Raw genomic sequence first — 23432 nt, 5'->3', positions numbered from 1 at the left:
CCGGGGTCACCATCTCAGCGCCTCGACGAGCTGCTCCACCGTCGCCTCCTTGGGGGTGCGGCCGTCGGGGAGGGTGGGGTGCCGGGAGAAGTAGCCGCTGTGGTGGACCGGCCCCATGCCGACGGTGTGGATGCGGCCGTCGCGGACGGCGCGGCCGTAGGAGGACAGCGGGGCTGTGACCCAGCGGCCGGGGAAGGCTAGGGTGCCGAGGCCCTGGACGCGGTCGCGGCTGCCTTTGAGGTGGGTCAGCGACCTGATGTGGTCCAGGCCCGGGTCGTCGGCGTACACCCCGCCGATGGAGACGACATCCACCTCGATGCCCTGGGCGGCGATGAACCGTGCGACGCCGCAGGCGATCTGCGCCCCGCCCGAGTAGCCGATCAGCGTCACGGGCACCGGATGGGCGGGGTCGTAGCCGGCGTTCAGGAGGGACCGCCACACCACGCACGCGACCCCGAAGTTGTAGGTGCCGCCGTACCGCGGGTCGGCGGAGACCAGCACCTGCATGATGTTGCGCAGGTTGATCAGGAACGGCGCTGGCCACCACCGGAACCGGCGGCGCGCCCGGTCCAGGCGGCGCCACAGCCAGGCGGTGGCGCGCTGCGGCAGGCCGCGGTTCTCCATCGCGTAGGGGAAGACGTCCTCGGTGATCACCACGTCGGGAACACGCCGACGCACCTCCTCCAGCATCGCGTGCTCGCGGCGGGAGATCGACGCGCCGTCGATGACCGCGATGCCTGACAGGTAGACGGCGAACCTCCGGATCCCCGCGGCGGGGGCCTGCCCGGCGGCAGGCGGTGGCAGCGACGGCGCCGGGTGGCGGCGGGACCACCATTCGAGGGATTCCAGGGGCGCCAGCAGAGCCAGGGCCAGGATCACCAGCAGCGTCACCTGCAGCAGGACCAGGATCATCGGGCGGGCCTCGGCTCGGTGGATACGGCTGCCGCCCGTCCGACGGGGACGAAGGGCGTCCCGGCCAGCACATCCTTCGGGTCGAGCATCGTCGGGTGGCCCGTCACCAGGGTCCACACCTTCCCGGCGAGGAGACCGGCAGGACGTCCGAGCAGCCGCGAGGCGAGCTGCATGATCACCCAGGCCAGGCCGGTCGCGATCAGGGCCTGCCACCAGGTGGTGTCCATCGCAGCCATCACCAGCAGCCACAGGCACACTGCGCTCCAGCCCTGCAGGATGCGGCCGATCAGCCCCCCGAGGTAGGGGATGAACACGAGGAATCCATAGGCCAGGGGAGCGGTGGAGGACAGCGTCACCGAGACGAGCTCGGCCAGGTGCAGGCGATGCTGGGTGATGGGTCCCGCGACAACCCACAGGATGAGCGCCTGGATGGTGTAGAGCAGCGTCAGGAAGAGGCCGCCGACGATCAGCACCGCCACGAACCTCAGGCCCCGCACCCGGTTGATGAACAGGATGGCGCAGTGCCCGAGCAGGGTGGAGATCCCGGCCACCAGCGCGATCAGGCCGGAGGTCAGTAGATCGGGCAGCCCCAGGGAGGGGTCCTCGATTACCCGGAGCGACGCCACATCCCAGATGGTCATCAGCCAGCCGAAGAAGTCCACGAAACCCATTGTCGCGTAACCGACCTCTGCCGGAAGGCCTGCAACACTCCCAGGATCATCCCAGGATCAGCAGTGAAGGGATTCGCCCGGGCCTTTCACTCCTTGGCTGCCTGCGTCTCCACCCCAGCTTTCTCCACCTCGGCCTTCGCCTCGTCGAGATGGGCCTGGCAGATGGCGGCGAGTTCCTCCCCGCGCTTCCACAGCGCCATCGACTCTGCCAGCGTCGCGCCTCCCGACTCCAGTTTGGCGACGGTCTCGGCCAGCTCATCGCGGGCCTGTTCGTAGGACGGTTTCTTGCTCTTGGTCATCGAGGCTCCTTCGGGTGGCTGGCCTGCGTGGTGAGGGTGAGGTCGCCGTCGGCCAGGTGCGCGGTGAGGGTGCCCCCGGCGGGGGCGTCGGCGACGCTGGAGATGGTGCGGTCGCCGTCGGTCAGCAGCGCGTAGCCGCGTTGCAGCGTGGCGGCGGGGGACAACGCCCGGACGGTGGACAGCTGGGACGCCAGCTCGGCCTGCCGGCTGGTGAGCTGGCGTTCGACGGCGCTGTGGAGCCGGTGGCGCAGCAGCGCCAGGCGGTCGCGGTGCCCCTCTAGTGCTGCGGCGGGGCTCGCCAGGACGGGACGCCGCCGCAGCTCCGCGAGTTCCTGCGCGGCCTGGCCGAGCCGGGCCGTGATGGCCGCGGTGAGACGGGTCCGGGCGGCGGCGATGAGATCCTGCTCGGCGGTGAAGTCGGGGACGACGCGCGATGCCGCATCGGTTGGGGTGGAGGCGCGCAGGTCGGCGACGAAGTCCAGCAGCGGGGTGTCGGACTCGTGCCCGATGGCCGAGACCACCGGGGTGCGGCAGGCGGAGACGGCCCGCACCAGGCCCTCGTCGGAGAACGGCAGCAGGTCCTCCAGCGCACCGCCGCCGCGGGCGATGACGATGACGTCCACCTCAGGGTCGTCGTCGAGGCTGTGGAGCGCCTGCATCACCGACGCGGCGGCAGTCGGTCCCTGCACCAGCGAGTGCGCCACCGTGAAACGCGCGGGCCAGCGGCGGGAGACGTTGCGCAGCACGTCGTGCTCAGCGTCGGAGTCCTTGCCCGTGATCAGGCCGATGCGGCGGGGCAGCAGCGGCAGGCGCTTCTTCCGGTGTGCGTCGAACAGTCCCTCGGCCTGGAGCTTGCGGCGGCGCGCGTCCAACTCCGCCAGGAGTCTTCCGGTCCCCGCGACCTGCAGCTCCAGGCATTCGAAACTGAGCGACGCGTTCGGCTCCCACACCCGTGGTTTCAGGCGCGCCCTAACCTGCGACCCCTCTGGCAGCGGGCCTGCCGAGTCCAGTACGAAGGCCGACGTGGTCACCGAACAGGAGACGTCGGCGAAACGGTCCCGCAGGGTGAGGAACTGGGTGGGTGCGGCGCGGCGTTTGATCTCGATGACCTGCGCCTCCACCCAGATCTCGCCCAGCCTGCCGACCCAGTCCGCGACGGCTCCGACGATGCGCGCCAGCGGCTGCGGCCTGTCTGGAGAACTCGTCAGGGTCATGTCAGGGAGCCTACCGATGCTTCCCGTGAATCCCGGAAGCTACGCTTGGGACCATGACGCAGCCACCTCTCGACAAGTCCGAATTCGAAGCCGCCCTCTCGGCCCGCAAGGAGCTTGGGGAGCAGCTGGAGCCCGAGCTCGTCGAGTCGTTCGCCTCAAAGGTGGTGGCCGAGATCCGGCGCCAGCAGGCCCAGGCCCCGGACGGCAGGTTCCCCCGCGGGAGCCTCACCCCGTCGCAGCAGGCGCGCAGCGACCGCCGGAACCGTTCCTACAGCCCGATGGCACTCGCGATCGTCTCGATGGTCCTGGCGGTGCCGCTGACCGCGATCTCGCTCTCCATAGGAGGTTTCTTCATGGGCCTGGTGGCCTGGGCCTGTATCCTCGGCATCAATGTGGCAGCTGCCTTCGGGGCATTCACTCAGCAACGCTGACCCCAGCCAGCCTGGCCCGCCGAGAAACTGTGCTGTGGCGGGTGCCCGGCTGTTGTGTTCCAACCCGCCATCGTCCTCGTGCCGGGGCTGGCCTACTATCCTCCTGTGAACAGGACGAGAGGCTCCAGGCATTCGCAGGGCTGGGTGCCTAACCACCACGGAGCCTGGGCGATGCTGGTGATGCCCTACCTGACCGGTCTGGTCTGGGCCATCGGTGCCGGCCGGTTCTCCTGGGCGCTGGTGCTGTTGGCTCCGGTCTGGGTGATCGGCTACTTCGCTTTCTTCGCGGCGGCAACGTGGCTGAAGTCGGCTTTCAAGCCCCGCTACCGCCGCGCCGTCGTCACCTACAGCATGATCACCGTCGTGCTGGGGGTCCTGCTGCTGATCTTGATGCCGTCCTGGTGGGCGTGGGGGCTGGTGTTCGGTCCGCTGACCGGGATCGGGCTGTGGGAGGCGTGGCGGCGGCGGGAACGCTCGATGCTGTCGGGGCTTGTGACGGTGCTGGCCGCCTGCGCGCTGCCGCTGGTGCTCGGTTCGGAGGGGCCGCTGAGCCTCGGCGGCCTGCCGGTGCTGCTGGGGATTTCGCTGGCGTGTTTCGGGTATTTCTTCGGCACTGTCTTCTACGTCAAGACCAACGTCCGGGAACGCGGGCATGTGGCGTACATCGTCTACTCTGTCTCCTGGCATGCGGCCTGCACGGTGCTGTTCGCCGTCGCCGGTTTCGGCCTGCCCCGCTGGTGGCTGGTGGGGTTCTTCGGGATCTGCACTCTGCGGGCGTGGCTGGTGCCGTCGCTCGGGGTGATGCGCGGACGGAAGGTGACCACCAAACAGCTCGGTTACACCGAGATGATCGCCACGCTGGTGCTGCTCGCGATCCTCATAGCGGGGGTGCTGACCTCCTGACCGGTGGGTGAATGGAGGCCGTGGATTGGTGTTCAACTCGTACACTGGCCCGCATGAGCATCACCAAGCGGGTCATCGTCGCTGCGCCACGCGGCTACTGCGCGGGCGTGGACCGCGCTGTCGCCACCGTGGAGAAGGCCCTTGAGACCTACGGCCCGCCCGTGTATGTGCGCAAGCAGATCGTGCACAACAAGCACGTCGTCTCCACCCTGGAGGAGCGCGGCGCGATCTTCGTCGACGAGCTGGACAAGGTGCCCGCCGACGCCCTGGTGGTGTTCTCCGCGCACGGGGTCTCGCCGGCGGTCCGTGAGGAGGCGGCGCGCCGTGAGCTGCGGACCATCGACGCCACCTGCCCGCTCGTGACGAAGGTGCATCGCGAGGCCAAGCGGTTCGCCGCCCAGGACACCGACATCCTCCTGATCGGGCACGCCGGTCACGAGGAGGTGGAGGGCACCATGGGGGAGGCGCCGGAGCGCACCACCCTCGTCCAGCGGCCCGACGACGTCGACGACCTCGAACTTCCCACCGACAAGCCCCTCGTCTGGCTGTCGCAGACCACGCTCAGCGTCGACGAGACCCTGGAGACCGTCTCCAGGCTGCGGCAGAAGTTCCCGCTGCTGGTGAGCCCGCCGTCCGACGACATCTGCTACGCCACCCAGAACCGGCAGCAGGCGGTCAAGCAGATCGCCCCGCACTGCGACCTGATGATCGTGGTCGGGTCGCGGAACTCGTCGAACTCGGTGCGCCTGGTGGAGGTGGCGCGCGAGGCCGGGGCGAAACGGTCCGAGCGCATCGACTACCCGGAGGAGATCCAGGACGAGTGGCTTGAGGGGATCTCCACGATCGGGGTCACCTCCGGTGCGTCGGTTCCCGACGAGCTGGTGCAGGGTGTGCTCGTCATCCTGGCGGACCGCGGCTTCCCGCAGGCTGACGAGGAACGCCTCATCGAGGAGAACCTGACCTTTGCCCTGCCGCCGGAACTACGCCGCGACCTCAGCAAGAAAGACCAGCGGCGCGCTCCCCGACGTTCAGCGCGGCGGGCAACTGATCGTGCCTCAGAGCCGGTCGCCGTGGACGACGAGCAGCCTCCTGCGGCCGCTGACTGATAGGTCCGTAGGCCGCTGGGGTCACCAAAGCCCGCGGATGCCCTGACGATTTCCTGCAATCTCTTTCCCGAAACCTCTGCCGTGGTGGGTGGTTTGTGTTTAGGATCATTCCCACGGCCCCTATTTCGGGGGTGGGATGAGTTGTGGTGCACCAATGGAGGTGTGGGTGATGGTTCGGTCGGGTATGCGGATTGCTGCGGCTGTGACGGTGATGGTCATGGTGTCAGGGTGTGGTGGTGATGGGTCTTCTGCTCCGAAGAGTCCCTTAACTTTCGGTAGGTCGTCGGTGGCATCGCCGTCGCCGACGATGGTGACGACGTCTGCGTTTCCTGGTCCGTCTCCTTCTAGTGTGTCGCCGCAGCCGTCGGAGACGTTCAGTCCGGAGCAGCAGGAGGCTGCTGATCGGGTGATTGAGTATTTCCGGATCCTTGATGAGGTGAGCACGAATCCGGATGCTTCGATTCAGCCATTGGCGGATATCACTACGGGGCAGAGCCAGATACTCGATACGCGGCAGGTTGGTGAGTACCGCAGCAAAGGCTGGGTGCAAACTGGTTTCACTGGAGTGAGTATTAAAGGGGCTGCGGAGCCGACTGAAGTGGATGGTCAAAAAGTAATAATGATTCAGTTTTGTACGGATGGTACAAAACTAGAATTTGTTGATTCGAAGACTGGCGAGAAGGTTCTTAATCCCACGCGACCGCGTTTTCTGTTGTGGGATATGCAGGTGGTCAAACCGGCGGCGGCGTGGTTGATGGGTGATGCCACGAATGAAGTCGTTGGTGGGTGCTGATCATGAAAATCCAGTCCAGTCTCTTGATGGCATTCTTGCTGATCTTGTCGTGTTTGCCGGTTCAGCAGGCTCATGCTGATGTCCGCTGTGGCAGGAATGGTAGAGAAGGTGTTTGTGAGCTTGAGGTGGGGGTTCCGGGGAGTTCTGGTGGGTCTGGTGGTTCGCAGTCTGAGGGTTCTGGGGGGTCGGGGGAGCAGAGGTGTTATAGCTATGACGGTAAGACTGAGGTTCCTTGCCGTATTGATGGTGGGCAGTGGAATCCCGGGCGTATGTGTTATGCCCGGCCGGCTGATCCGCAGCCGCCGAAAACGGATCCGATCTGGACCGGGCACAGTGGTGGGGTGGTGATGAGCTGTAATGTCGCAGGGAACTCCCCGTATAGTTACTGGGAACCCGGCCCAGAAGAAGCCCAGCCCCCGGATCCTGAGGTTTTGGCGAAGATCGCGGTGGAGCGTATGGAGTTGCGGCCGGTGGGGATGGGGATGTGGCCGGATCGGATTGAGGGCTTCCCCGGCCGGCACACTCTGGTGGGGTGGCGTAACTGGCTGTGGGTCACTGATCCCGCCCCTAACACCTGGGGACCAATTGTCAAGACCGCGTCCCAGGACGGCTACAGCGTCACCGCTACCGCCAGCGTCACTCGCCTGGACTGGGATATGGGTGATGGCCACCACAAGATGTGTGGGAAGGGAGTGCCACACCCAGCGAATAAAACCCGGGATGAAGCATCACCGTTCTGCGGCTACCAGTACCCCAAGCGTGGCACGTATACGGTGACGGCTACTAGTTATTGGACTGTTGTCTGGTCCGGGATGGGACAAACCGGCACCATCAAGCTTGAGTTGTCGTCCCAGCTGGAGGTGAATGTGATCGAAGCCCACGTCGTCACCATCCCCGACCGTAATAGCCGCCCCACCACCACACCCACCCGACGACGATAAACCGGAACACCGGATACTGCCTGTCAGGGTTTCCTGGTCGCGCCGGTTCCATCCCCAGTCGTATTGCATGCGTGCCCACTCCCTGTCATCGTCTCTTGGCCAGTAGGCTTGTGTCCACAGTTGACGTACTTGCTAGCGAAGAAGAGGTGCACTATGGCTGGCACAGGACAGCACATCGCCGCGATGGTGCGCAGCCACGCAGCTGGCGATGACGCCAGCTTCTACTCTGTTGCGCTTCAGGTCGCTGCACGAGAAGCCAAGGCCGGGCACCATGTCCTCGCTAACGACATCAAGAAAGCGGTGGACGCTTCACGCGAACGTCAGCCCCTAGGCAAGATTACGACGCTGGCGCAACCACGCGGAGAGCTGGCTGAACTTGTTGAAGCCACGCACCCGGGCGTGAAGCTGTGCCAGCTGGTCGCACCAGCCGAGCTAGTAGCGCAGATTAAACAGGTACTAGCGGAGCAGAGGCAACGAAAGAACCTCTTGGACTACGGGTTTGCTCCTGCGCACCGTCTTCTCCTGGAGGGTCCCCCAGGAACAGGTAAAACAATGACCGCGGCGGTACTGGCCGCTGAACTCGAAATTCCGATGCTAACGGTCCGTTTAGATAGTTTGCTGAGCAAATTCATGGGGGAGACTGCTAGTAAGCTACGGCTCGTTTTTGATGCTGTTGATCAACGTCGTGCGGTTTATCTTTTTGATGAATTTGATGCACTTGGTGCGGGCCGTAGTAGCAATGATGTTGGCGAAGCCCGCCGTATTCTCAATTCTTTCCTTGTCTTTCTCGAAGAGGCGAGTACTGAGTCTTTGGTGCTGGCGGCGACGAATCATCGAGCGATCTTGGATCACGCGTTGTTTCGCCGTTTTGACGCTGTCTTGACCTACACGCTACCCGATACGAGGCAAGCAACTGCTGTGATGAAAGCACGTCTAGGGACGCTCGCTGCGGGTACGAGCATGGTGAAGCTTGGAGAATACACAGTGGGCTTGAGTCACGCAGAACTCGTTAAAGCGGCAGAGACAGCAGCCAAAACCGTTTTGATGCGAGGTGAGACCCATGTTCGCCGAGAGGATCTTATCACTGCACTGATCTCGCGAAGAGCGGCGAGCCTTGGCTAAGGTTTCACGAGGCCTCGACCACCTCTACGTTCAAGGTCACGCAGAATCAGTCGACTTCCACCGACAAGGTGGGGGACCGGATAAGTCACCCCGCGATGTCGACCGCTACACGCATGGGGCGAGCTTGAAGCATTCAGCCGAACGAGTCTTTGAGAACTGCGACCGGCAGCGCATGGTCATGGTGCCGAGTGATGAAGAACTCCGTGCAGCAGGAACGGTGATCGTCCTCGAAGGTGAAGGTGCCGCGCACCCGCTGAAGCTCGATTCCCTCAACCAGCGCGCCAGCGGGCGAGTCAGCAAGCCAAAATGGCTGCTGCTCTCCGTGCGCGAGGCTATTGATGAAGCGCCGGAAACGGCAACCGTGTGGGTTTCTGACGCATACCGGCAAGAGTTCTTGAAGCTCTTCGAAGACTACTTGGATGACAAGAAAAACAGCAAGAATGGTCGTCCAAGGAATCAGACCCTCGTCGCCAATATCTGCCGGATTCGCGACGCGGTTCTCAATGACCTCTGGACGTCTGATTCAGCCCCGCCGAACTCTGGCCGGCATTGGTGGGAGTTATGGCTTGATGCGAACAGTCCCCATATCGATGCTTGGGAGACCTTCGTCGCTTCCTGCAGGCTGCGGTCTCTTCGCAGGGAACTGCGTTTCGGTGATCGGCTCATCGTTTGGATTGAAGCGACCTGGGCACAACTGCGAATATTGCCTTTCACTTCAGTTCCGCTCACCGAGATCCGGCGTCCGGAGTTTGTCGACACTGTCGAAGACCTTCCCGCGGACGAACAGACTGAGTATGTTGAAGACCTCGTTTCACGCGTCACCCCTGCTCCTGGTGATGCGCCTGCCGTTTGCCACCTCGACACCGGCGTCTTTCGGACCCACATCTTGTTGGGGAAATCCCTAGCGCCTGACGACCATCATTCCATCTTTAGCGGTTCAGGCACTGACGTTGATCGCCGCGGCCATGGTACATCGATGGCGGGGCTTGCGCTCTATGGAAATCTGGAACCGTTGCTGGCCAGCAGCGGGAGCGTCTTGCTCCGGCACTGTTTGGAGTCAGTGCGCATGACACCCGCGCTGGGTTCGCCACAACTCAATCCGCTCGACTACGGCACCGCAACCGCGGAGGCCGTGTCCCGCCCGGAGACAGTCCGGAGTGATCGGAGGCGCGCGTTCTGCTTGACATTGAGTACTGACCCAGACAAGCCTGGCGAACCGACCCTCTGGTCGGCCGCGGTTGATGCCCTTGCGGTGGGAACTGACATAGCGCGGTCTGGGGGCACTATTCAGCTAATCTCTACGCCAAACCCAGACGCGGCTCGTCTGATCGTGGTTGCTGCAGGAAATGTTCCGCAGTATGACGACGACCACCACACGAACTCAGTGAACTCGCCTATCCAGGACCCTGCGCAAGCATGGAACGCCCTTACCGTCGGCGCCTACACCGACCTGACGCAGGTACCTTCTCACCCGCAGTATGCGGGGTGGTCGACTGTGGCGGCAGCCGGGGACACCTCGCCACACACGACGACCTCGCTCTACTTCAACATGACGCGATGGCCAATCAAGCCAGACATCTGCATGGAAGGCGGCAACGTCCTCAGCGACCGTAGTGGGCTCTTTGAAACCCGGCTGCCGTCATTGTCTTTGCGCTCCACTGGACACCACACCAATGTCGCCCTCACGTCGGCGAATGCTACAAGCGCCGCCAGTGCGCTAGCTGCACGGCTAGCGGTCCTCGTCATGATCCGGTATCCGGCGTACTGGCCCGAGACGGTTCGTGGGCTGTTGACTCACTCCGCAGAATGGACTGAAACCATGGTCCAGCGCCTTTCTGCTGACCAGAGCAAGAGAGCCCGCCAGCACCTACTTCGAGAGTTCGGCTGGGGCGTTCCAACGGAGGAAGCCGTGCTGAATTCGGGGTTGGGCGCGGTAACGCTCGTCACGCAGGATCGCTTCGTGCCATTCGTCGGTGACAAGTATTCCATGCGGCACTTCCGGCTTCATCCGTTGCCCTGGCCCACAGACGTTCTACAGAGTCTCGGTGTAAGCCCAGTGCGACTCCGTATCACGCTGTCATACTTCATTGAGCCCTCAGCCTCACGTCGTGGCTGGCGCAACAAATACGCCTACGCATCTCATGGCCTCCGATTTGACCTGCAAGGAAGACTGGAAAACCAAACTGAGTTTGTTCAGCGTATCAACCGCCAAGCGCAGAACGAAGAGGGCGGCTCACGATTGAGCGAGTCTGACCGATGGTTCTTAGGAGAACGAGGCCGGCATCTGGGCTCCCTCCATCAAGATGAGTGGACCGGTACAGGAGCTGAACTGGCCCACTGCAACAACATCGCCGTCTACCCGGTCGGCGGCTGGTGGAAGAACAACAGCCGAAAAGACCGCCGTGACCTACCGATTCGATATGCGCTGATATTGTCTCTACAGACTAAGGAACAAGGTATCGACCTCTACACCCCAATCGCTACCCAGCTCCGTATCCCCGTGACTACGCAGATCCTGGGTTCGTAACGATTGTCTGCTGACGGTGATCGCATGTTCTGTAAATATCCATGGAGCAATATCACATTGTGCCGCCGACTGCCAGCAGGTGACTTCGTAAGTTGTGGTGCCAGTGCTCAGTGTTCCGATGCCGCGTCTCAGGGTGTCAGTATCGAGTCGGATACCGTTCCAGGTTGTTCTAGCTGAGAAAATCACGAGGATCGTGGCGAAATGGGAAATAACAGCCACGCTGATTACCACCAGGCCACTCATGATGATTGGAGTCCAGATCCACCCTTACTCTGGAAATCTCGATTCTGAGTGGGATGTACCGGCTAATTACGGTCGACTGAATTCACACCAGGAAACGGAAGTATGGGCTGGTGGAGTCCACTTCGTTGACTTCCATGCCGCAGTCGGTGATGCGGGCCAGGAGGAAGCGGTAGTCGCCGGGGTTGCTGAGCTCGACGCCGACCAGCGCCGGACCGACCTCCCGGCTGGAGCGTTTCACGTACTCGAAATAGGTGATGTCGTCCTCGGGACCCAGGACCTGGTCGAGGAAGCGCCGCAGCGCCCCCGGCTCCTGGGGGAAGTTGACCAGAAAGTAGTGCTTGCGACCCTCGTGCAGCAGCGAACGCTCCACGACATCCGCATAGCGGGCGACGTCATTGTTGCCGCCCGAGACGATGCTCAGGACCCGCGACCCGTGGGGGATGTGCACGCGCGACCCTACGCCCCCGGTGGGCAGGGCAGCAGCGGCGAGCGCACCGGCGGGTTCGGCGATGATGCCATCGCTCTGGTACATCTCCAGCATCTCGGAGCACACCTGCCCCTCCGGGATACGGGTCAGCTCGATCTCGGCCTCCCTGATGACCTCGAAGGTGTAGTCGCCGACGAGACTGACGGCGGCGCCATCAACGAAGGTGTCGATGTTGGTGAGCGGGAACGGACGGCCCGCCGAGATCGCGGCCGCCACGCACGGCGCCCCGTCCGGCTCCACACCGATGATCCGGACCTGCGGGTGGTGGGTCCGCAGCCAAGCTGCCGCCCCCGACATCAGGCCACCCCCGCCGACGGGCAGCACGACGACGTCCGGCACGGAACCAAGCTGCTCGACCGCCTCCGCGATCGCCGTGCCCTGCCCCGCGGCGGTGCGCGGATCGTTGAACGCGGGGACGACGGTGCGTCCGGTCTCCGCGGCGAATCGCGCGGCGGCCTCCGAGGCCTGGTCGTAGGTGGAGCCCTCCATCACGAGCTGAGCGTGCCCGCGCCCCAGCGCGTGGATGCGATCCCGTTTCTGGCGGGGCGTGGTGGTGGGCACGTAGACCACGGCGCTGATGCCGAGCGCCGCGGCGGCGAACGCAACCCCCTGCCCGTGGTTGCCGGCCGATGCGCACACCACGCCGGCCTCCAGCGCCTCCGGGGAGAGCTGCGAGATCAGGTTGTAGGCGCCTCGCAGCTTGTAGGAGCGCACCGGCTGGAGGTCCTCCCGCTTCAGCCACACCTCGCATCCGGTGGCGTCGGTGAGGCGCTGGTTCAGCTCAACGGGAGTGACGCGGGCCACTCCGTTCAACCGGGTTCGGGCGTCGGGTACGAGGTCCGCTAGGTCGGAAAGCACAGTCACGGCCCTCATTGTGCTAGCCGGAGGCAAAATTCGCACTCCGCAACCCCGGGCGGCACGCGACCTGGTGTCGTGCGCCGGGAGTTTGATGGGAGACGGTTCCGGGGCGGATACTGTGGCCACGGCAGCCTAGTGAAACGCTACCGGGTCGCACCTGAATAAGGTGAGCGAGGCCAGGCGCCGCATCCGGGGAAGGAAAACACCGGCGAATGAACGACACCTGACACCACAGTCCGGGCGGCGACGCTCCTCACCCTGCGTCAGGGGACTCCACGAGCTCCGGTGCCACGGGAACCCGGACCCCCTCATCGACGGTGCCGAGCCGCGGCAGGTCGTCTGTGGACACCTTCAACGCGTGGAACCGCCGCGCCGACACCAGCACCCGTGCCTCTAAGGTGCCCACTGCCGCGTTGTAGTTCCGGACCGTGCTGTTGATGGCCGACCCCAGCTTCTCGAAGTGTGCTCCGAGCGTAGCCAGCCGCGAGTACAGCTCACGTCCAAGGGCGCTGACCTCCGCCGCCGACTCCGCCAGCTGCGACTGCCGCCAGCCGTGCGAGATGATTTGCAGCAACGGGATCAGCAGCCCCGGGCCGGCCAGGGTGATCCGGCGGCTAGCCGCGTACTCATGCAGGTCCGGCTGTTGTTCGAGAGCCAGCCGGTAGAACTCGTCACTGCCCAGAAACAACACCACGAACTCAGGGCTGCCCGCGTCCAGCGCCCAGTACTCCTTCGCGGAGAGCTGGTCGATGTGGGCGCGCACGTTTTTCGCGAAGTGCCGCAGGTGCATGGTCTGCTGCTCCTCGTCGTCAGCCTGGCAGGCCTCCAGTACCGCGGCCAGCGGCACCTTCGAGTCCACGAACACCACCCGGTCGCCAGCGAGGTCGACGCGCATATCGGGACGAAGACGTCTGCCGTCGGAAGATGTGTAGGTGGTCTGCGTCTCGAAATGGCAGTGCTCCACCAGGCCCGAGATCTCCGCTATCCGCCGCAGGCTGGCTTCACCCCAGGCGCCCCGCACCTGTGGGACACGCAGCGCCGTCTCCAGGGCTGCCGCCTGTTTGCGCACCGCCTCGCCTGAGACCCGCACCCCCTCCACCTGCTGCCGTAGCTCCGCGGCCAGGGTGGTTCGCTGCCTCTCCACCTCCGCGAGACGCTGCTGCAGCTGTCGGAGGGCCTCGGAGATGGGGGTCAGCCGGATGTCAGCAGCCCGGTCGGCCTGCCGGGTCTGCTGCTCCAGAGTGTCCGCTGACAAGACCCGGAAGTGGTGGGCGAGCTGCTGGCGGTCTGCAGTGACCTCCGCAGCCCGCTGCTGCGCGGCGTCACGTTCCGCCTCTGCGCGGGCCGTGCGGGAGGCAACGCCCTGACGGGCGAGCAGGTAGCCCAGGGCGATGCCGACCAGCAGCATCACCAGGGCCAGAAGCAGTGAGGAAGTGTCCATGGCGGAAGCCTCGCAGATGCCACCGACATTTTTCTTTCCCTGGTCCTGGGTCGCTGGCTTTATGCACTTTTGCCTGTCGTGATGCCGACAGACGGCAACGAGGCCAGTGAACCTTCGACGCCGGTGCGGGAATGTCAGGGGCTGGGTGTTGAATGGATACCGTGTTCGCGGATCCCACCTCCCACTTGGATGACCTAGCTGCTTTCGTGACAGCCTCCCCAACGAGCTATCACGCGGCCCAGAGCATCGCGTTGCGCCTCGTCGATGCCGGTTTCAATCCGGTAGACGAGCGGGCGCGGTTCCCGCAAGGGGCCGGCCGGTTCTTCGTTGTCCGGCACGGTGCTGTGATTGCCTGGCGGCAGCCGGAGCGCATCGGCGATACCACCGGGCTGCGCATCATCGGAGCCCACACCGACTCCCCGGCGCTGAAGGTCAAGCCCGAGGCCAGCTTCAGCTGCCGCGGCTGGGGGCAGATAGCCGTCGAGATCTACGGCGGCCCGCTGCTCAACTCGTGGCTGGACCGGGAGCTCGGCATCGCCGGGCGCATCGTCACCCGCGACGGCGCCCAGCACCTGGTGCGGCTCGACTCCGTCGCTCGCCTCCCACAGCTGGCCATTCACCTGGACCGGGGCGTCAACGACGGCCTCACGCTCGACCGCCAGGCCAACACCCAGCCGGTGTTCACCCTCGACGCCGAACCCGATCTGCTGGCGGCCCTCGCCGAGCAGGCCGGGGTGAAGGCCAGCGACGTCCTGGGCTACGACCTGTTCACCTACTCTTCCCAGCCGCCCGCCCGCTTCGGGCTGCACGGCGAGTTCTTCGCGTCGGGACGCCTGGACAACCTCTCCAGCACCCACGCCGGGCTGACGGCCATGGAGGACTTGGCGGATGGGAATGACCTGGTGATCTTCGCTGCCTTCGACCACGAGGAGATCGGGTCCGCGACCAGCTCCGGGGCGGCCGGGCCATTCCTCGGGGACGTGCTGGAGCGGATCGCCGCCGTCGCCGGCCTCGGCCTTGATGCGACGAAGGCCCTGCTCGCCCGGGGCTCCTGCATCTCGGCGGATGCCGGACACCTGGTGCATCCCAACTATCCCCAGCACCACGACCCACGCGCCCAGCTGGTGCCGGGCGGCGGCCCCATGCTGAAGGTAAACGCCAGCCAGCGGTATGCGACGGACGCCGTGGGCGAGGCCCTCTGGCTGCGGGCCTGCGAGGCTGCCGGGGTGCCGTCCCAAGTGTTCGTCTCGAACAATGCGATGCCGTGCGGGTCGACCATCGGCCCCATCACGGCCACCCGGCTGGGGATCGCGACGGTGGATGTCGGTATCGGGCTGCTGTCGATGCATTCGGCCCGGGAGATGTGCGGGGCGGATGATCCGCATCACCTGGCGGGTGCGCTGCGCGCCTATCTGGCAGGATGAAACATCATACAGGCCCGCCGGAACCAGCCCAAGGAGAGAAAGGCCGGTGTGACGGGCCTGCTGAGCGCTTGTGGCAGAGCGCAATGCGGTGGTCCTGAACACCTGTGATCAACAATGTCTCTCACTGAGGCAACCCTAACTCAGCGGATTTGGGAAAGGCAAGGGGTCCGTAAATATTGGGTGCGACGCCGCGGTTCTGGGGGGGTGGTGTGCCGTAGACTCGTCGCTCGTGGCTCTCACCATTGGAATCGTCGGTCTCCCGAACGCCGGCAAGTCGACTCTGTTCAACGCGCTGACCCGCAATGATGTGCTGGCGGCCAACTATCCGTTCGCGACGATCGAGCCGAACGTCGGTGTGGTCGGGGTGCCGGATACCCGGCTCCCGGTGCTGGCGAAGCTGTACGACTCGCAGCGCATCCTGCCCGCGACGGTGAGTTTCGTGGACATCGCGGGCATCGTGCGGGGCGCCTCGAAGGGCGAGGGCATGGGCAACGCGTTCCTCGCCAACATCCGCGAGGCCGACGCCATCTGCCAGGTCACCCGCGTCTTCGAGGACGTCGACGTCACGCACGTCGACGGCAAGGTCGATCCGGCGGGCGACATCGACACGATCACCACGGAGCTGATCCTCGCCGACCTCCAGAGCCTGGAGAAGGCGCTGCCGCGCGTCGAGAAGGAGGCCCGGATCAAGAAGGAGACGCGGCCGAAGCTGGAGGCCATGCAGGCAGCTGTGAAGGTCCTGGAGGACGGCCGGCGGATTCACGGCTCCGGTCTTGAGACGGAGCTGCTGCGCGAACTGTTCCTGCTCACCGCGAAGCCCTTCCTGTACGTGTTCAACTGCGACCAGGATGAGCTGGCCGACGACGACCTCAAGGACCGCATGCGCCAGGTCGTCGCCCCCGCGGAGGCGATCTTCCTCGACGCCAAGTTCGAATCCGAGCTGGTGGAGATGGACGAGGACGAGGCACGGGAGTTCCTGGCCGACGCCGGCGTCGACGAACCCGGTCTCGACGTGCTGGCGCGCGTCGGCTACGCCACCCTCGGTCTGCAGTCCTACCTGACGGCGGGTCCGAAGGAGGCCAGGGCCTGGACCATTCCGCAGGGAGCGACGGCCCCCGAGGCCGCGGGCGTCATCCACACCGACTTCCAGAAGGGCTTCATCAAAGCCCAGGTGATCAGCTACGACGACCTCATCGCCGCAGGCTCCGAGGCAGCCGCCAAAGCCGCAGGCAAAGTCCGCCTGGAGGGCAAGGACTACATCATGCAAGACGGCGACGTCGTGGAGTTCCGGTTCAACGTGTGAAGTATCTCGCAACAGCCGCAGGGTGCCTGGTCATCAACAGCAGGTTCCCAGCCCGGCCAGTTCGCTGCCGTCGGAGGCAGCGGCAAATCCTGGACCTGCGGCGCTGATGAAACTCAAAGAGCTTTTTGCGTAAATTCTGACCAGTCTGGTTATCCAGGCGAGTGGCTCGCAAATGACTTTATTCTATTTAAATTATCTATGCAAATAGAATCTTCATAGAGAAGTGTTTAACACTACGGTGATATCATGTGATATCACCGGGATGGGAGGTGAGCTATATGGCAGATGTCATCATTCGTGGTCTCAGTGAAATAGCTATTGAGCGCATTGATGCCGAGGCGTGTTCCCTGGGGCTGTCGCGCAACGAGTTCCTGCGACGCAGGCTTGAAGGGGGCGCTGTGGCACCTGCTGTTGGCGTATCGGTGACTGCGGAGGATTGGAGTCGATCGGCAGCCGCATTCGAGGATCTTGCGGATCCTCATGTCATGGAGTCAGCATGGCAGTAAGGGGATGGCTGTCGATAAGTCGGCGTATGTGCGGATGCAGCTGGGGCAAGCCGCCGAGCTTGAGGAATGGGGCAGCGAGCGTGGCCTAGTACGGCTGTCAACCGTCACAAGGCTTGAATTGGGTTTTCCGCGCGCTCTGCTCAGGCCGCCCGGAAGGCGTTCGCCATGCCACCTCTATCGCTTATGCCGCTTGAATTCCTGACGCCCACATTGGAGGAGCGGGCATGGGAAGTGCAAATGCTGCTTGCCGATCGTGGGCAGCATCGCGCACCGTCAATCCCTGATCTTCTCATTGCGGCTACGGCGGAGAGGCTAGGATTGACAGTGCTTGCAGTTGATAAGGATTTTGATCCTATCTCCGAGGTTACGAAACAGCCAGTGGAGCAGCTTGGGTTGTCATCACCCTAATAGAGTAATACCTTGGCCAGAATGGGAGGTTTAATCGCATTGCTAAATGGGCTTTCAGGCTTCCGGTAGGTGAAGATAAATTTTGGTAATATGCAGTATTCGTAGCGCATGCGCTACGGTCGTATGCCATGAGTGATGCCGAGTCGCCGATCAAGAGTTTGTCGCAGCGCAAGTTGCGCAATGAGTCCGGCCGGGTGCTGCGTGCGGTGAGTGGGGGACGGTCTTTCATCTTGACCAATAGCGGGGTTCCTGTGGGACGGATCGTGCCGCTTGAGCAGCCCGCTCCCGCGCTGAGGATCGTTCGTCCAGCGCGGCGTCAGGGCGGATGGGCGGCTTTGGGGATTGCGCGGAAGACTGGCGTGCGGAACCTTGCCGAGACTCTCGATGACCTGCGTGAGGATAGGCAGTGACCTCACAGCGGGTTGTCTATGTGGACCCCTCGGCCCTCGGGGCGTTGCTGATCGAACAGTCCGAGAGCGACGCTGTGCTGAGGTGGCTTGACCGATCCTCGGACATACTGGTCTCCAGCGATCTGCTTGAAACCGAACTGCGTCGCCTCGCCGTCAGGGAAGACATCGACCAGGCTGATGTGACTCGGATTCTCGACGGTGTCGCGCTAGCCGCCCTTGACCGGGCCGTCTACCGCAGCGCAGGTCTTTTGCCCATGCCTTATCTGCGGACTCTTGACGCAATACACCTGGAGGCAGCCCTGCGACTTGATGCTGCTGCCATCCTTACCTACGACTGCAGGCTCAGCGACGCGGCCCGCTCCCTGGGACTCCAGGTGATCGCACCTGGAGTAACGCGTGAGTGATTCCCTCCCCCCGGTAGCGAAGTGGGTACTGTGGGTGAGGCTCTAGCTCAATGTCCGCTCCAGCAGCGAGAGGAAGCCGCGATGTCTGCTGAGATAAATGTGATCACATCAGGTCCGCGCCTAAGAGTGAACCTGCGCGATGACTTCGTCGTAGACACTGATCGTTCCCGGCTCGATCTCGTCCGGGTCCATAAGTGGTTGTCGACAGATGCCTTCTGGGCAATGGGGCGGTCCTTTGAGGTTGTGAAGCGGGCGGCTGATGCCTCCATCAACTTTGGCCTGTATGGCCCGGACGGTACGCAGGCCGGGTACGCGCGTGTGGTCACCGATGGTGTGACATCGGGTTGGCTGTGCGATGTCTACCTCGTGCCGGAGATACGAGGTCGTGGGCTCGGCACCGCTCTGTCGAGGGTGATCGTCGATTTCATCCGGCCGCTGGGTCTTAGGCGTTTTATGCTTTCGACGAAAGATGCCCACGAGCTATATGCAAAGACGGGATTCATCCCGTTTCCTGAGCCGCAGAATCTCATGGTGCTGGGGTCGGAGAAAATCCAGGAATAGATCAGGAAATGGTCTTGCGGGGGTCGAATAGAGACTGGAAAATACCACATAATCCCGTGGCGTCATTGATTCCCAATGCCGCCACGGGATCGTGATGGGTACCCTGTTGGTCAGAGGGTTCCCTGGTATTGCTCGACATGATAAGCGGTGCTCCTATTCCCCTCATGAGCCCAGCGGGACACGATGAGGTGCAGCCCGCCGAATCCGCGGGTCGACCAGGGATGGATGAAACCGCCGTAGAGATTCCAGTTTGCGATGTTCTCGACCTGGGTCTTCGGATCACTCCACACGCCGTCGGGGCGGCTCGCGGTACGGGTCACCAGCTTATTTTCTTTGTAATCCATGTACGCCATGGCCCACGTGCCGTCACGAAGTTTCTTCACCGACGGCTCCCCGAAGCGGGCGGTGAGGATCGGGGTGCAGGGCCGTCTCCAGCCCCAGTCTGTCCCATTCCATCCCCAGCCCTCGTACTCATTAGGCCAGAACATGCGTTCCCATTTGACGCGGCGAAGCATCATCGGGCCGTCCTGGCGGCCGGCGCGCACTGAGAAGATGTACACGTATTCGCCATCTCGCTGCATCGTCCACATCTGGAAGGGATCTGTGTTGTCGGCATTGTTGTCCCAGCGTAGATTCGTGCGCTGGAAGTCGTTGCCGTTGTCGGAGTAGGCCAGCCCGGCGAATCCCGACTTGAAGATGCCTGCGCCGGATTGGCCGCTATCCCAGCTCTCCATGCTCATGAAGGAGACCAATTGCCGTCCTGTTTCCGGGAACGAGATGCCGTCATTGGGGATCACGGTGAGCTCGGTGGTGTTCCCGACTCTGCCTCCGTGGGCGTTGTACATGAGCTCAGGGGCGAAGCCGTTGCCATATACCTTCGCGGCGCTGTCGAAGACGATGCCCTCGCTGGAACCTGGGGCGGAGGCGGAACGGAGCATGACCGGAGAGCGGTGATCGCTGCCACCTTCCGGCCAGGCGCTGCTGAAGGTGTCCCCGAAGAGATACCCGATCGACCCATTCTCAAGCACGTAGGGGATCCCGAGGTCGGTGCCTGCCACCCTCCAGTTGGACGCGGTGTACATGTCTGCGCCTGTCAGACGCTTTTTCGAGGTGGCAAGGCCAAAAGCGGATGCCTGCGGTACTGGTCCGACCGGGGCAACGAGCGAGGCGCCAGCCAGCACAGCACTGCCAGCAGCGATCTTGCCGAAGCCGCGACGATCAACGAAAGGCATAAAACCCTCCCTATTATTTTATAATTTGACAAAGACCGGATGCGCTTTAAGCCTACGCTCTGGGAGGCGTGGTGTCATGTGATGGAATCTTGCACCAGCGCTTCCAGGTGGTGAGTACGAGAATCCTCATCGCTCATGCCGTTCTATTTTCAGCAAGTTTGTGTCATGGTGTGATGTCAACACGGCGCATTGATGTGGAGTGCTATGGGTTTTGTGGACACTACTGAAAAATGGGATTTCTAGGCTGCTTTCTGGTGTTGGCTCCATTCTTGGTGGACGTGGTTGGGGGTTCGGTACCCTAACGCCGAGTGAAGTCGTTTCTGATTGTAACGTAACTCGATCCAGGCTGTCACATCCTTTATAGCATGTTTCCGTGTTGGGTAGATCTTCCGGTTCACTACCTCCTTCTTGCAGGTGGCATTAAATGATTCCGCTGCGGCATTGTCGTAACACGACCCAGTTCTACCTACCGAGGCACGGATACCATATGTGTTCATGATTTCCGCGTAATCAGCTGAGGTGTATTGCGAACCACGATCCGAATGGAAGACGGTTTCACCTCGGGTTACTGGGCAATTTCTGACTGCCATGTGTAAAGCCTCGGCAACAAGCCGGGTGCGCATATTCCCGGCGATCGCATAACCGATGATCTTTTTCGAGTAGCAATCCATGACGGTTGCTAGATAAGTGAATCCTTCCCAGGTGGGGATGTAGGTGATATCGCCTACCCATTTCTGCCCTGGTTTGTTGGCGGTAAAATTCCTTTTCACCAGATCCGGGCGGTGGTGAAGATCCTGGGCCGGGATGGTGGTACGGACCCGTTTCCGGGGCTGACAGGCCACCAAGCCAGCCCGGTGCATGAGCTGACGCACCAGCTCTGGGCTCGCGTGGATTCCCCGTTCAACCAGAGCTGCGTGGATACGTCGATACCCGTAGGTTTGCTCAGACTCGTGGAAGAAATGCGTAATTAAAATAGTGAGTTCTTCCCGGCGTTTCTGCGTCTCGGATAAACCCTGATTCCGCCATCTGTAGTAGCCGGAACGAGACACTCTGGCCCAGCGGCACATCAGATACACAGGATAGCTGCCTTCCTCGCGGTGAATATAAACATATTTCGCTGCTACCGGGATTCCTGCGCGAAGAAGGCCGCCGCTTTTTTCAAAAACTCGATCTCCATCTTCGCTTCACGCAACTCAGCCTGCAAGCGCTTGTTCTCCGCCACCTGATCCGACGAGGCTTCTACCATACCTGGGTCGGGATGCTGCTTCCGCCATATTCTCACCCAGTTACCCACAGTTTGCGGAACCAGATTGTAGGACTTCGCCACTTCCGCTATCGGCCGAGACCCCTCAAGAACCTCCGCGATGATTTGTTCTTTAAACTCTTTACTAAATTTCGAAGCCGGCATAGTACAGATTTTACCTCACATGTTCGAATAAACTCAGGTTTTTCACCACTGTCCACGAAACGCCGGGCACTCCAATGAGACTATTATCCAAGGGTTTTGTCCATATGATCTGCGATCGTGTGGAGTTCTGTTTTCTGTGGCTTTGATAAATTCTGTGATTATCTAAATGAGCCAATAGCTATTCGGGTATGGTCACTCAAATCGTCCTCGCTCCGACACCACCTGGTTGCCCCACTGTGTCAACGCCTTCAGTGCTGGTAGGAAGGTGAGTCCGAAATCGGTGAGCGAATACACCGTTTTGAGAGGTGGTTTGCTTCCGAAGACCTGTCGTGATATTAATCCGTCCTGTTCTAGCTGCTTGAGCTGGTTGCTCAATACTGTCTCTGTCGGTGATATGAGAGCGCGCCGCAGATCGCTGAAACGCTTCGGGCCTTCCTGTAGATGGTAGAGGATGACTGCTTTCCATTTTCCGCCCACCAGGTCCATGACGACGCTGATCGGGCAGGGGTATTTCTTCCCATTCAAACTGACGAAGTCGCTGATACATTCCGTTTTCATACCGTGCACCTGCTCTCTTGAGGGTACCTATCGCAGAGGATAGTTCTTGACCCAGTCGGATGGTGGTCCCAAGGTGGGGCTTGTAAAGAAGCTCGCCTCTCGACGCCTAAGGAGAACCCCCGTGACGTCCCCCAAGCCGATTATTGCCGTTGCCGGTAGCACCAGCAAGCAGGGCCGCAGCGTTGTCAGGGCGCTGTTGGGCAGCGGGCTTTTCCAGGTGCGTGCTCTCACGCGTAGTCCCTCTTCCCGGCAGGCGCAACATCTCGCGCGTATGGGTGCGGAGATCATCGTGGCTCCTCTTGAGCTGGGGCATGATGACCAGTGGCTTGCGGCTTTCGCTGGGGCCGCGGGAGCGTTCCTGGTGACCCCACCCACCCCGCCGAAGCATTCACGGGAGTACGAGCTCGGGTGCCGCTTGGCCGATGCTGCCGCCCAGGCAGGCGTCAGGCACCTCGTGTTCAGCACTCTTGAGAACGTGGAGGACATCTCGGGTGGGCGGCAGTTCGCCCCACATTTCACCGATAAGGCGCGGGTCGCGGACTATATTCGCACATTGCCCGTCACGCACACCTTCGTGATCCTCTCCTTCTTCTACACAAATCTCCTGGAATATTACACTCCGCGTATGATGGGAGATACGCTCCTGCTTCCCATCTATCTGCCCGAGGAATTCCGCGCGCCCTTCGTGGATCCGCTGACGGCAACAGGCCCTGCGGTACTGGAGATCTTTTCAAATCCCGAAAGATACCAGGGTGAGACGCTCGCCGTGGTGGGAGATGTCATCTCACCGCGTGAGATGGTGGAGACATTCCAGGAAGTAACTGGAATAAAAGCCGAATATAGAGATGCATTCACCCGCGAGGGCATGCTCCGGAATCTTCCTGAGATCGCCAATGATGAACTACATCTGCGAGAGGTGCTGGGCATGGTGAACTACGCAGTGGACTACGGCTATTTCAAACCGGAGCGTGACCTGGAGTGGAGCCGTAGCATCGCCCCGGATACCCTCACGTGGGAGCAGTTCCTGCTTACCACAGGTTGGCGTGGTGAGCGTACTTCTTTCAACGACTCATAGATATCCCGAGAGGGCGGTCAATGGGTCGTGGCATTGGTCGCCTCCTTGAATCAGCCAGGCGCAGGTCCTCACGTTGATGGTCATGCCAAGGCTGGTTTGGATCTGTGCTTAAAGGCTCATATTACCGACCCCTGCGCTGGCGATGGCTGGAGAGGGGAATTCGGGATGACCGGTTCGGGATGTGGAGGTTGTTCA

25 protein-coding genes are annotated in these 23432 nt (G+C 62.4%); 15 read left to right on the top strand and 10 right to left on the bottom strand.

Features of this window, described 5'->3' with window-relative positions; translation table 11 throughout:
• Positions 1–6 precede the first annotated feature (6 nt).
• The 4 genes from SK1NUM_RS12590 to xseA form a co-directional block, all read right to left on the bottom strand.
• The gene (locus tag SK1NUM_RS12590) at positions 7–912 is read right to left on the bottom strand and encodes a hypothetical protein (protein ID WP_212322565.1); all 906 of its coding nucleotides are present in this window, start codon (positions 910–912) and stop codon (positions 7–9) included.
• Positions 909–1583 (bottom strand): hypothetical protein, encoded by a 675-nt coding sequence (locus SK1NUM_RS12585; RefSeq protein ID WP_212322562.1) that lies wholly within the window; start codon positions 1581–1583, stop codon positions 909–911. The genes SK1NUM_RS12590 and SK1NUM_RS12585 overlap by 4 nt, the downstream gene beginning before the upstream one ends.
• 86 nt (positions 1584–1669) lie before the next feature.
• Positions 1670–1882 carry an exodeoxyribonuclease VII small subunit gene (locus SK1NUM_RS12580; RefSeq protein WP_212322559.1) on the bottom strand — a complete coding sequence of 71 codons (213 nt, stop codon included), beginning with the start codon at positions 1880–1882 and terminating at the stop codon, positions 1670–1672.
• Positions 1879–3096, bottom strand: a complete 1218-nt coding sequence (xseA, locus tag SK1NUM_RS12575; protein WP_212322556.1) for an exodeoxyribonuclease VII large subunit — start codon at positions 3094–3096, stop codon at positions 1879–1881. Before xseA ends, SK1NUM_RS12580 begins: the two co-directional genes overlap by 4 nt.
• A 53-nt stretch (positions 3097–3149) precedes the next feature.
• On the opposite strand from xseA, the gene SK1NUM_RS12570 reads away from it, so the two are divergent.
• The 7 genes from SK1NUM_RS12570 to SK1NUM_RS12540 all read left to right on the top strand — a co-directional run bounded on the left by SK1NUM_RS12570 (position 3150) and on the right by SK1NUM_RS12540 (position 10919).
• The gene (locus SK1NUM_RS12570) at positions 3150–3527 is read left to right on the top strand and encodes a hypothetical protein (RefSeq protein WP_212322553.1); all 378 of its coding nucleotides are present in this window, start codon (positions 3150–3152) and stop codon (positions 3525–3527) included.
• Positions 3528–3632: 105 nt separating this feature from the next.
• Positions 3633–4430 (top strand): YwiC-like family protein, encoded by a 798-nt coding sequence (locus tag SK1NUM_RS12565; protein WP_212322550.1) that lies wholly within the window; start codon positions 3633–3635, stop codon positions 4428–4430.
• A gap of 53 nt (positions 4431–4483) precedes the next feature.
• Positions 4484–5536 (top strand): 4-hydroxy-3-methylbut-2-enyl diphosphate reductase, encoded by a 1053-nt coding sequence (locus SK1NUM_RS12560; protein WP_212322547.1) that lies wholly within the window; start codon positions 4484–4486, stop codon positions 5534–5536.
• 406 nt (positions 5537–5942) lie between these two features.
• Positions 5943–6329 carry a hypothetical protein gene (locus SK1NUM_RS12555; protein WP_223927585.1) on the top strand — a complete coding sequence of 129 codons (387 nt, stop codon included), beginning with the start codon at positions 5943–5945 and terminating at the stop codon, positions 6327–6329.
• Positions 6330–6676: 347 nt separating this feature from the next.
• Complete coding sequence (locus tag SK1NUM_RS12550) at positions 6677–7270, top strand: hypothetical protein (protein ID WP_212322544.1); 594 nt, start codon at positions 6677–6679, stop codon at positions 7268–7270.
• Between the two features lie 153 nt (positions 7271–7423).
• Positions 7424–8392, top strand: a complete 969-nt coding sequence (locus SK1NUM_RS12545; protein ID WP_212322541.1) for an AAA family ATPase — start codon at positions 7424–7426, stop codon at positions 8390–8392.
• Positions 8393–8516: 124 nt separating this feature from the next.
• Positions 8517–10919, top strand: coding sequence for a S8 family peptidase (locus tag SK1NUM_RS12540; RefSeq protein WP_212322540.1), 2403 nt, complete (start codon positions 8517–8519; stop codon positions 10917–10919).
• A 325-nt stretch (positions 10920–11244) separates the two neighbouring features.
• On the opposite strand, the gene ilvA is transcribed toward SK1NUM_RS12540, so the two are convergent.
• Together ilvA and SK1NUM_RS12530 are read right to left on the bottom strand one after the other, a co-directional pair.
• Positions 11245–12513: a threonine ammonia-lyase IlvA gene (ilvA, locus tag SK1NUM_RS12535; RefSeq protein ID WP_223927583.1), complete on the bottom strand. Its 1269-nt coding sequence runs from the start codon at positions 12511–12513 to the stop codon at positions 11245–11247.
• A 247-nt stretch (positions 12514–12760) separates the two neighbouring features.
• Complete coding sequence (locus SK1NUM_RS12530) at positions 12761–13948, bottom strand: DNA recombination protein RmuC (protein WP_212322538.1); 1188 nt, start codon at positions 13946–13948, stop codon at positions 12761–12763.
• 152 nt (positions 13949–14100) lie between these two features.
• On the opposite strand from SK1NUM_RS12530, the gene SK1NUM_RS12525 reads away from it, so the two are divergent.
• From SK1NUM_RS12525 to SK1NUM_RS12500, 7 genes are all read left to right on the top strand, one after another.
• A complete protein-coding gene (locus SK1NUM_RS12525; protein ID WP_212322536.1) occupies positions 14101–15372 on the top strand; it encodes a M18 family aminopeptidase in 1272 nt (423 codons plus the stop codon).
• Between the two features lie 229 nt (positions 15373–15601).
• On the top strand, positions 15602–16675 hold the full coding sequence (ychF, locus tag SK1NUM_RS12520) for a redox-regulated ATPase YchF (RefSeq protein WP_212322534.1): 1074 nt from the start codon (positions 15602–15604) through the stop codon (positions 16673–16675).
• A 278-nt stretch (positions 16676–16953) separates the two neighbouring features.
• A complete protein-coding gene (vapB, locus tag SK1NUM_RS12515; protein ID WP_212322514.1) occupies positions 16954–17181 on the top strand; it encodes a type II toxin-antitoxin system VapB family antitoxin in 228 nt (75 codons plus the stop codon).
• 165 nt (positions 17182–17346) lie between these two features.
• Entirely contained in the window at positions 17347–17589 is a 243-nt protein-coding gene (locus tag SK1NUM_RS15485) for a PIN domain-containing protein (protein WP_338579725.1), read from the top strand.
• A gap of 128 nt (positions 17590–17717) precedes the next feature.
• Entirely contained in the window at positions 17718–17999 is a 282-nt protein-coding gene (locus tag SK1NUM_RS12510; protein WP_212322511.1) for a type II toxin-antitoxin system Phd/YefM family antitoxin, read from the top strand.
• Positions 17996–18403 (top strand): type II toxin-antitoxin system VapC family toxin, encoded by a 408-nt coding sequence (locus tag SK1NUM_RS12505; RefSeq protein WP_212322507.1) that lies wholly within the window; start codon positions 17996–17998, stop codon positions 18401–18403. The genes SK1NUM_RS12510 and SK1NUM_RS12505 overlap by 4 nt, the downstream gene beginning before the upstream one ends.
• Before the next feature lie 81 nt (positions 18404–18484).
• Positions 18485–18964: a GNAT family N-acetyltransferase gene (locus SK1NUM_RS12500; protein ID WP_212322504.1), complete on the top strand. Its 480-nt coding sequence runs from the start codon at positions 18485–18487 to the stop codon at positions 18962–18964.
• Positions 18965–19074: 110 nt separating this feature from the next.
• Here the strand turns inward: SK1NUM_RS12500 and SK1NUM_RS12495 are convergent, their stop codons facing one another.
• The 4 genes from SK1NUM_RS12495 to SK1NUM_RS12480 form a co-directional block, all read right to left on the bottom strand.
• A complete protein-coding gene (locus SK1NUM_RS12495) occupies positions 19075–20196 on the bottom strand; it encodes a DUF4185 domain-containing protein (protein WP_212322501.1) in 1122 nt (373 codons plus the stop codon).
• A 239-nt stretch (positions 20197–20435) separates the two neighbouring features.
• On the bottom strand, positions 20436–21326 hold the full coding sequence (locus tag SK1NUM_RS12490) for an IS3 family transposase (RefSeq protein ID WP_212327380.1): 891 nt from the start codon (positions 21324–21326) through the stop codon (positions 20436–20438).
• Positions 21317–21604, bottom strand: coding sequence for a transposase (locus SK1NUM_RS12485; protein ID WP_212320937.1), 288 nt, complete (start codon positions 21602–21604; stop codon positions 21317–21319). The genes SK1NUM_RS12490 and SK1NUM_RS12485 overlap by 10 nt, the downstream gene beginning before the upstream one ends.
• A gap of 192 nt (positions 21605–21796) precedes the next feature.
• Complete coding sequence (locus SK1NUM_RS12480; protein WP_212322498.1) at positions 21797–22162, bottom strand: winged helix-turn-helix transcriptional regulator; 366 nt, start codon at positions 22160–22162, stop codon at positions 21797–21799.
• Between the two features lie 121 nt (positions 22163–22283).
• On the opposite strand from SK1NUM_RS12480, the gene SK1NUM_RS12475 reads away from it, so the two are divergent.
• The gene (locus SK1NUM_RS12475) at positions 22284–23237 is read left to right on the top strand and encodes an NmrA/HSCARG family protein (protein WP_212322494.1); all 954 of its coding nucleotides are present in this window, start codon (positions 22284–22286) and stop codon (positions 23235–23237) included.
• Positions 23238–23432 lie beyond the last annotated feature (195 nt).

The sequence above is a fragment of the Arachnia rubra genome (assembly GCF_019973735.1).
Classification (GTDB): Bacteria; Actinomycetota; Actinomycetes; order Propionibacteriales; family Propionibacteriaceae; genus Arachnia; species Arachnia rubra.
Note: the sequence above shows the minus strand (reverse complement) of the source record. Positions and strands in the feature narration are given on the sequence as shown.

What these genes read in the sequence shown, in the direction of transcription:
- SK1NUM_RS12560 (WP_212322547.1), top strand. Translation starts at nt 4,484, where the DNA reads ATGAGCATCACCAAGCGGGTCATCGTCGCTGCGCCACGCGGCTACTGC.
- SK1NUM_RS12580 (WP_212322559.1), bottom strand. Translation starts at nt 1,882, where the DNA reads ATGACCAAGAGCAAGAAACCGTCCTACGAACAGGCCCGCGATGAGCTG.
- SK1NUM_RS12550 (WP_212322544.1), top strand. Translation starts at nt 6,677, where the DNA reads ATGAGCTGTAATGTCGCAGGGAACTCCCCGTATAGTTACTGGGAACCC.
- xseA (WP_212322556.1), bottom strand. Translation starts at nt 3,096, where the DNA reads ATGACCCTGACGAGTTCTCCAGACAGGCCGCAGCCGCTGGCGCGCATC.
- SK1NUM_RS12530 (WP_212322538.1), bottom strand. Translation starts at nt 13,948, where the DNA reads ATGGACACTTCCTCACTGCTTCTGGCCCTGGTGATGCTGCTGGTCGGC.
- SK1NUM_RS12480 (WP_212322498.1), bottom strand. Translation starts at nt 22,162, where the DNA reads ATGAAAACGGAATGTATCAGCGACTTCGTCAGTTTGAATGGGAAGAAA.
- SK1NUM_RS12545 (WP_212322541.1), top strand. Translation starts at nt 7,424, where the DNA reads ATGGCTGGCACAGGACAGCACATCGCCGCGATGGTGCGCAGCCACGCA.
- SK1NUM_RS12510 (WP_212322511.1), top strand. Translation starts at nt 17,718, where the DNA reads ATGAGTGATGCCGAGTCGCCGATCAAGAGTTTGTCGCAGCGCAAGTTG.
- SK1NUM_RS12500 (WP_212322504.1), top strand. Translation starts at nt 18,485, where the DNA reads ATGTCTGCTGAGATAAATGTGATCACATCAGGTCCGCGCCTAAGAGTG.
- SK1NUM_RS12485 (WP_212320937.1), bottom strand. Translation starts at nt 21,604, where the DNA reads ATGCCGGCTTCGAAATTTAGTAAAGAGTTTAAAGAACAAATCATCGCG.
- SK1NUM_RS12525 (WP_212322536.1), top strand. Translation starts at nt 14,101, where the DNA reads ATGGATACCGTGTTCGCGGATCCCACCTCCCACTTGGATGACCTAGCT.
- SK1NUM_RS12590 (WP_212322565.1), bottom strand. Translation starts at nt 912, where the DNA reads ATGATCCTGGTCCTGCTGCAGGTGACGCTGCTGGTGATCCTGGCCCTG.
- SK1NUM_RS12495 (WP_212322501.1), bottom strand. Translation starts at nt 20,196, where the DNA reads ATGCCTTTCGTTGATCGTCGCGGCTTCGGCAAGATCGCTGCTGGCAGT.
- SK1NUM_RS12570 (WP_212322553.1), top strand. Translation starts at nt 3,150, where the DNA reads ATGACGCAGCCACCTCTCGACAAGTCCGAATTCGAAGCCGCCCTCTCG.
- SK1NUM_RS12585 (WP_212322562.1), bottom strand. Translation starts at nt 1,583, where the DNA reads ATGGGTTTCGTGGACTTCTTCGGCTGGCTGATGACCATCTGGGATGTG.
- vapB (WP_212322514.1), top strand. Translation starts at nt 16,954, where the DNA reads ATGGCAGATGTCATCATTCGTGGTCTCAGTGAAATAGCTATTGAGCGC.
- SK1NUM_RS15485 (WP_338579725.1), top strand. Translation starts at nt 17,347, where the DNA reads ATGCCACCTCTATCGCTTATGCCGCTTGAATTCCTGACGCCCACATTG.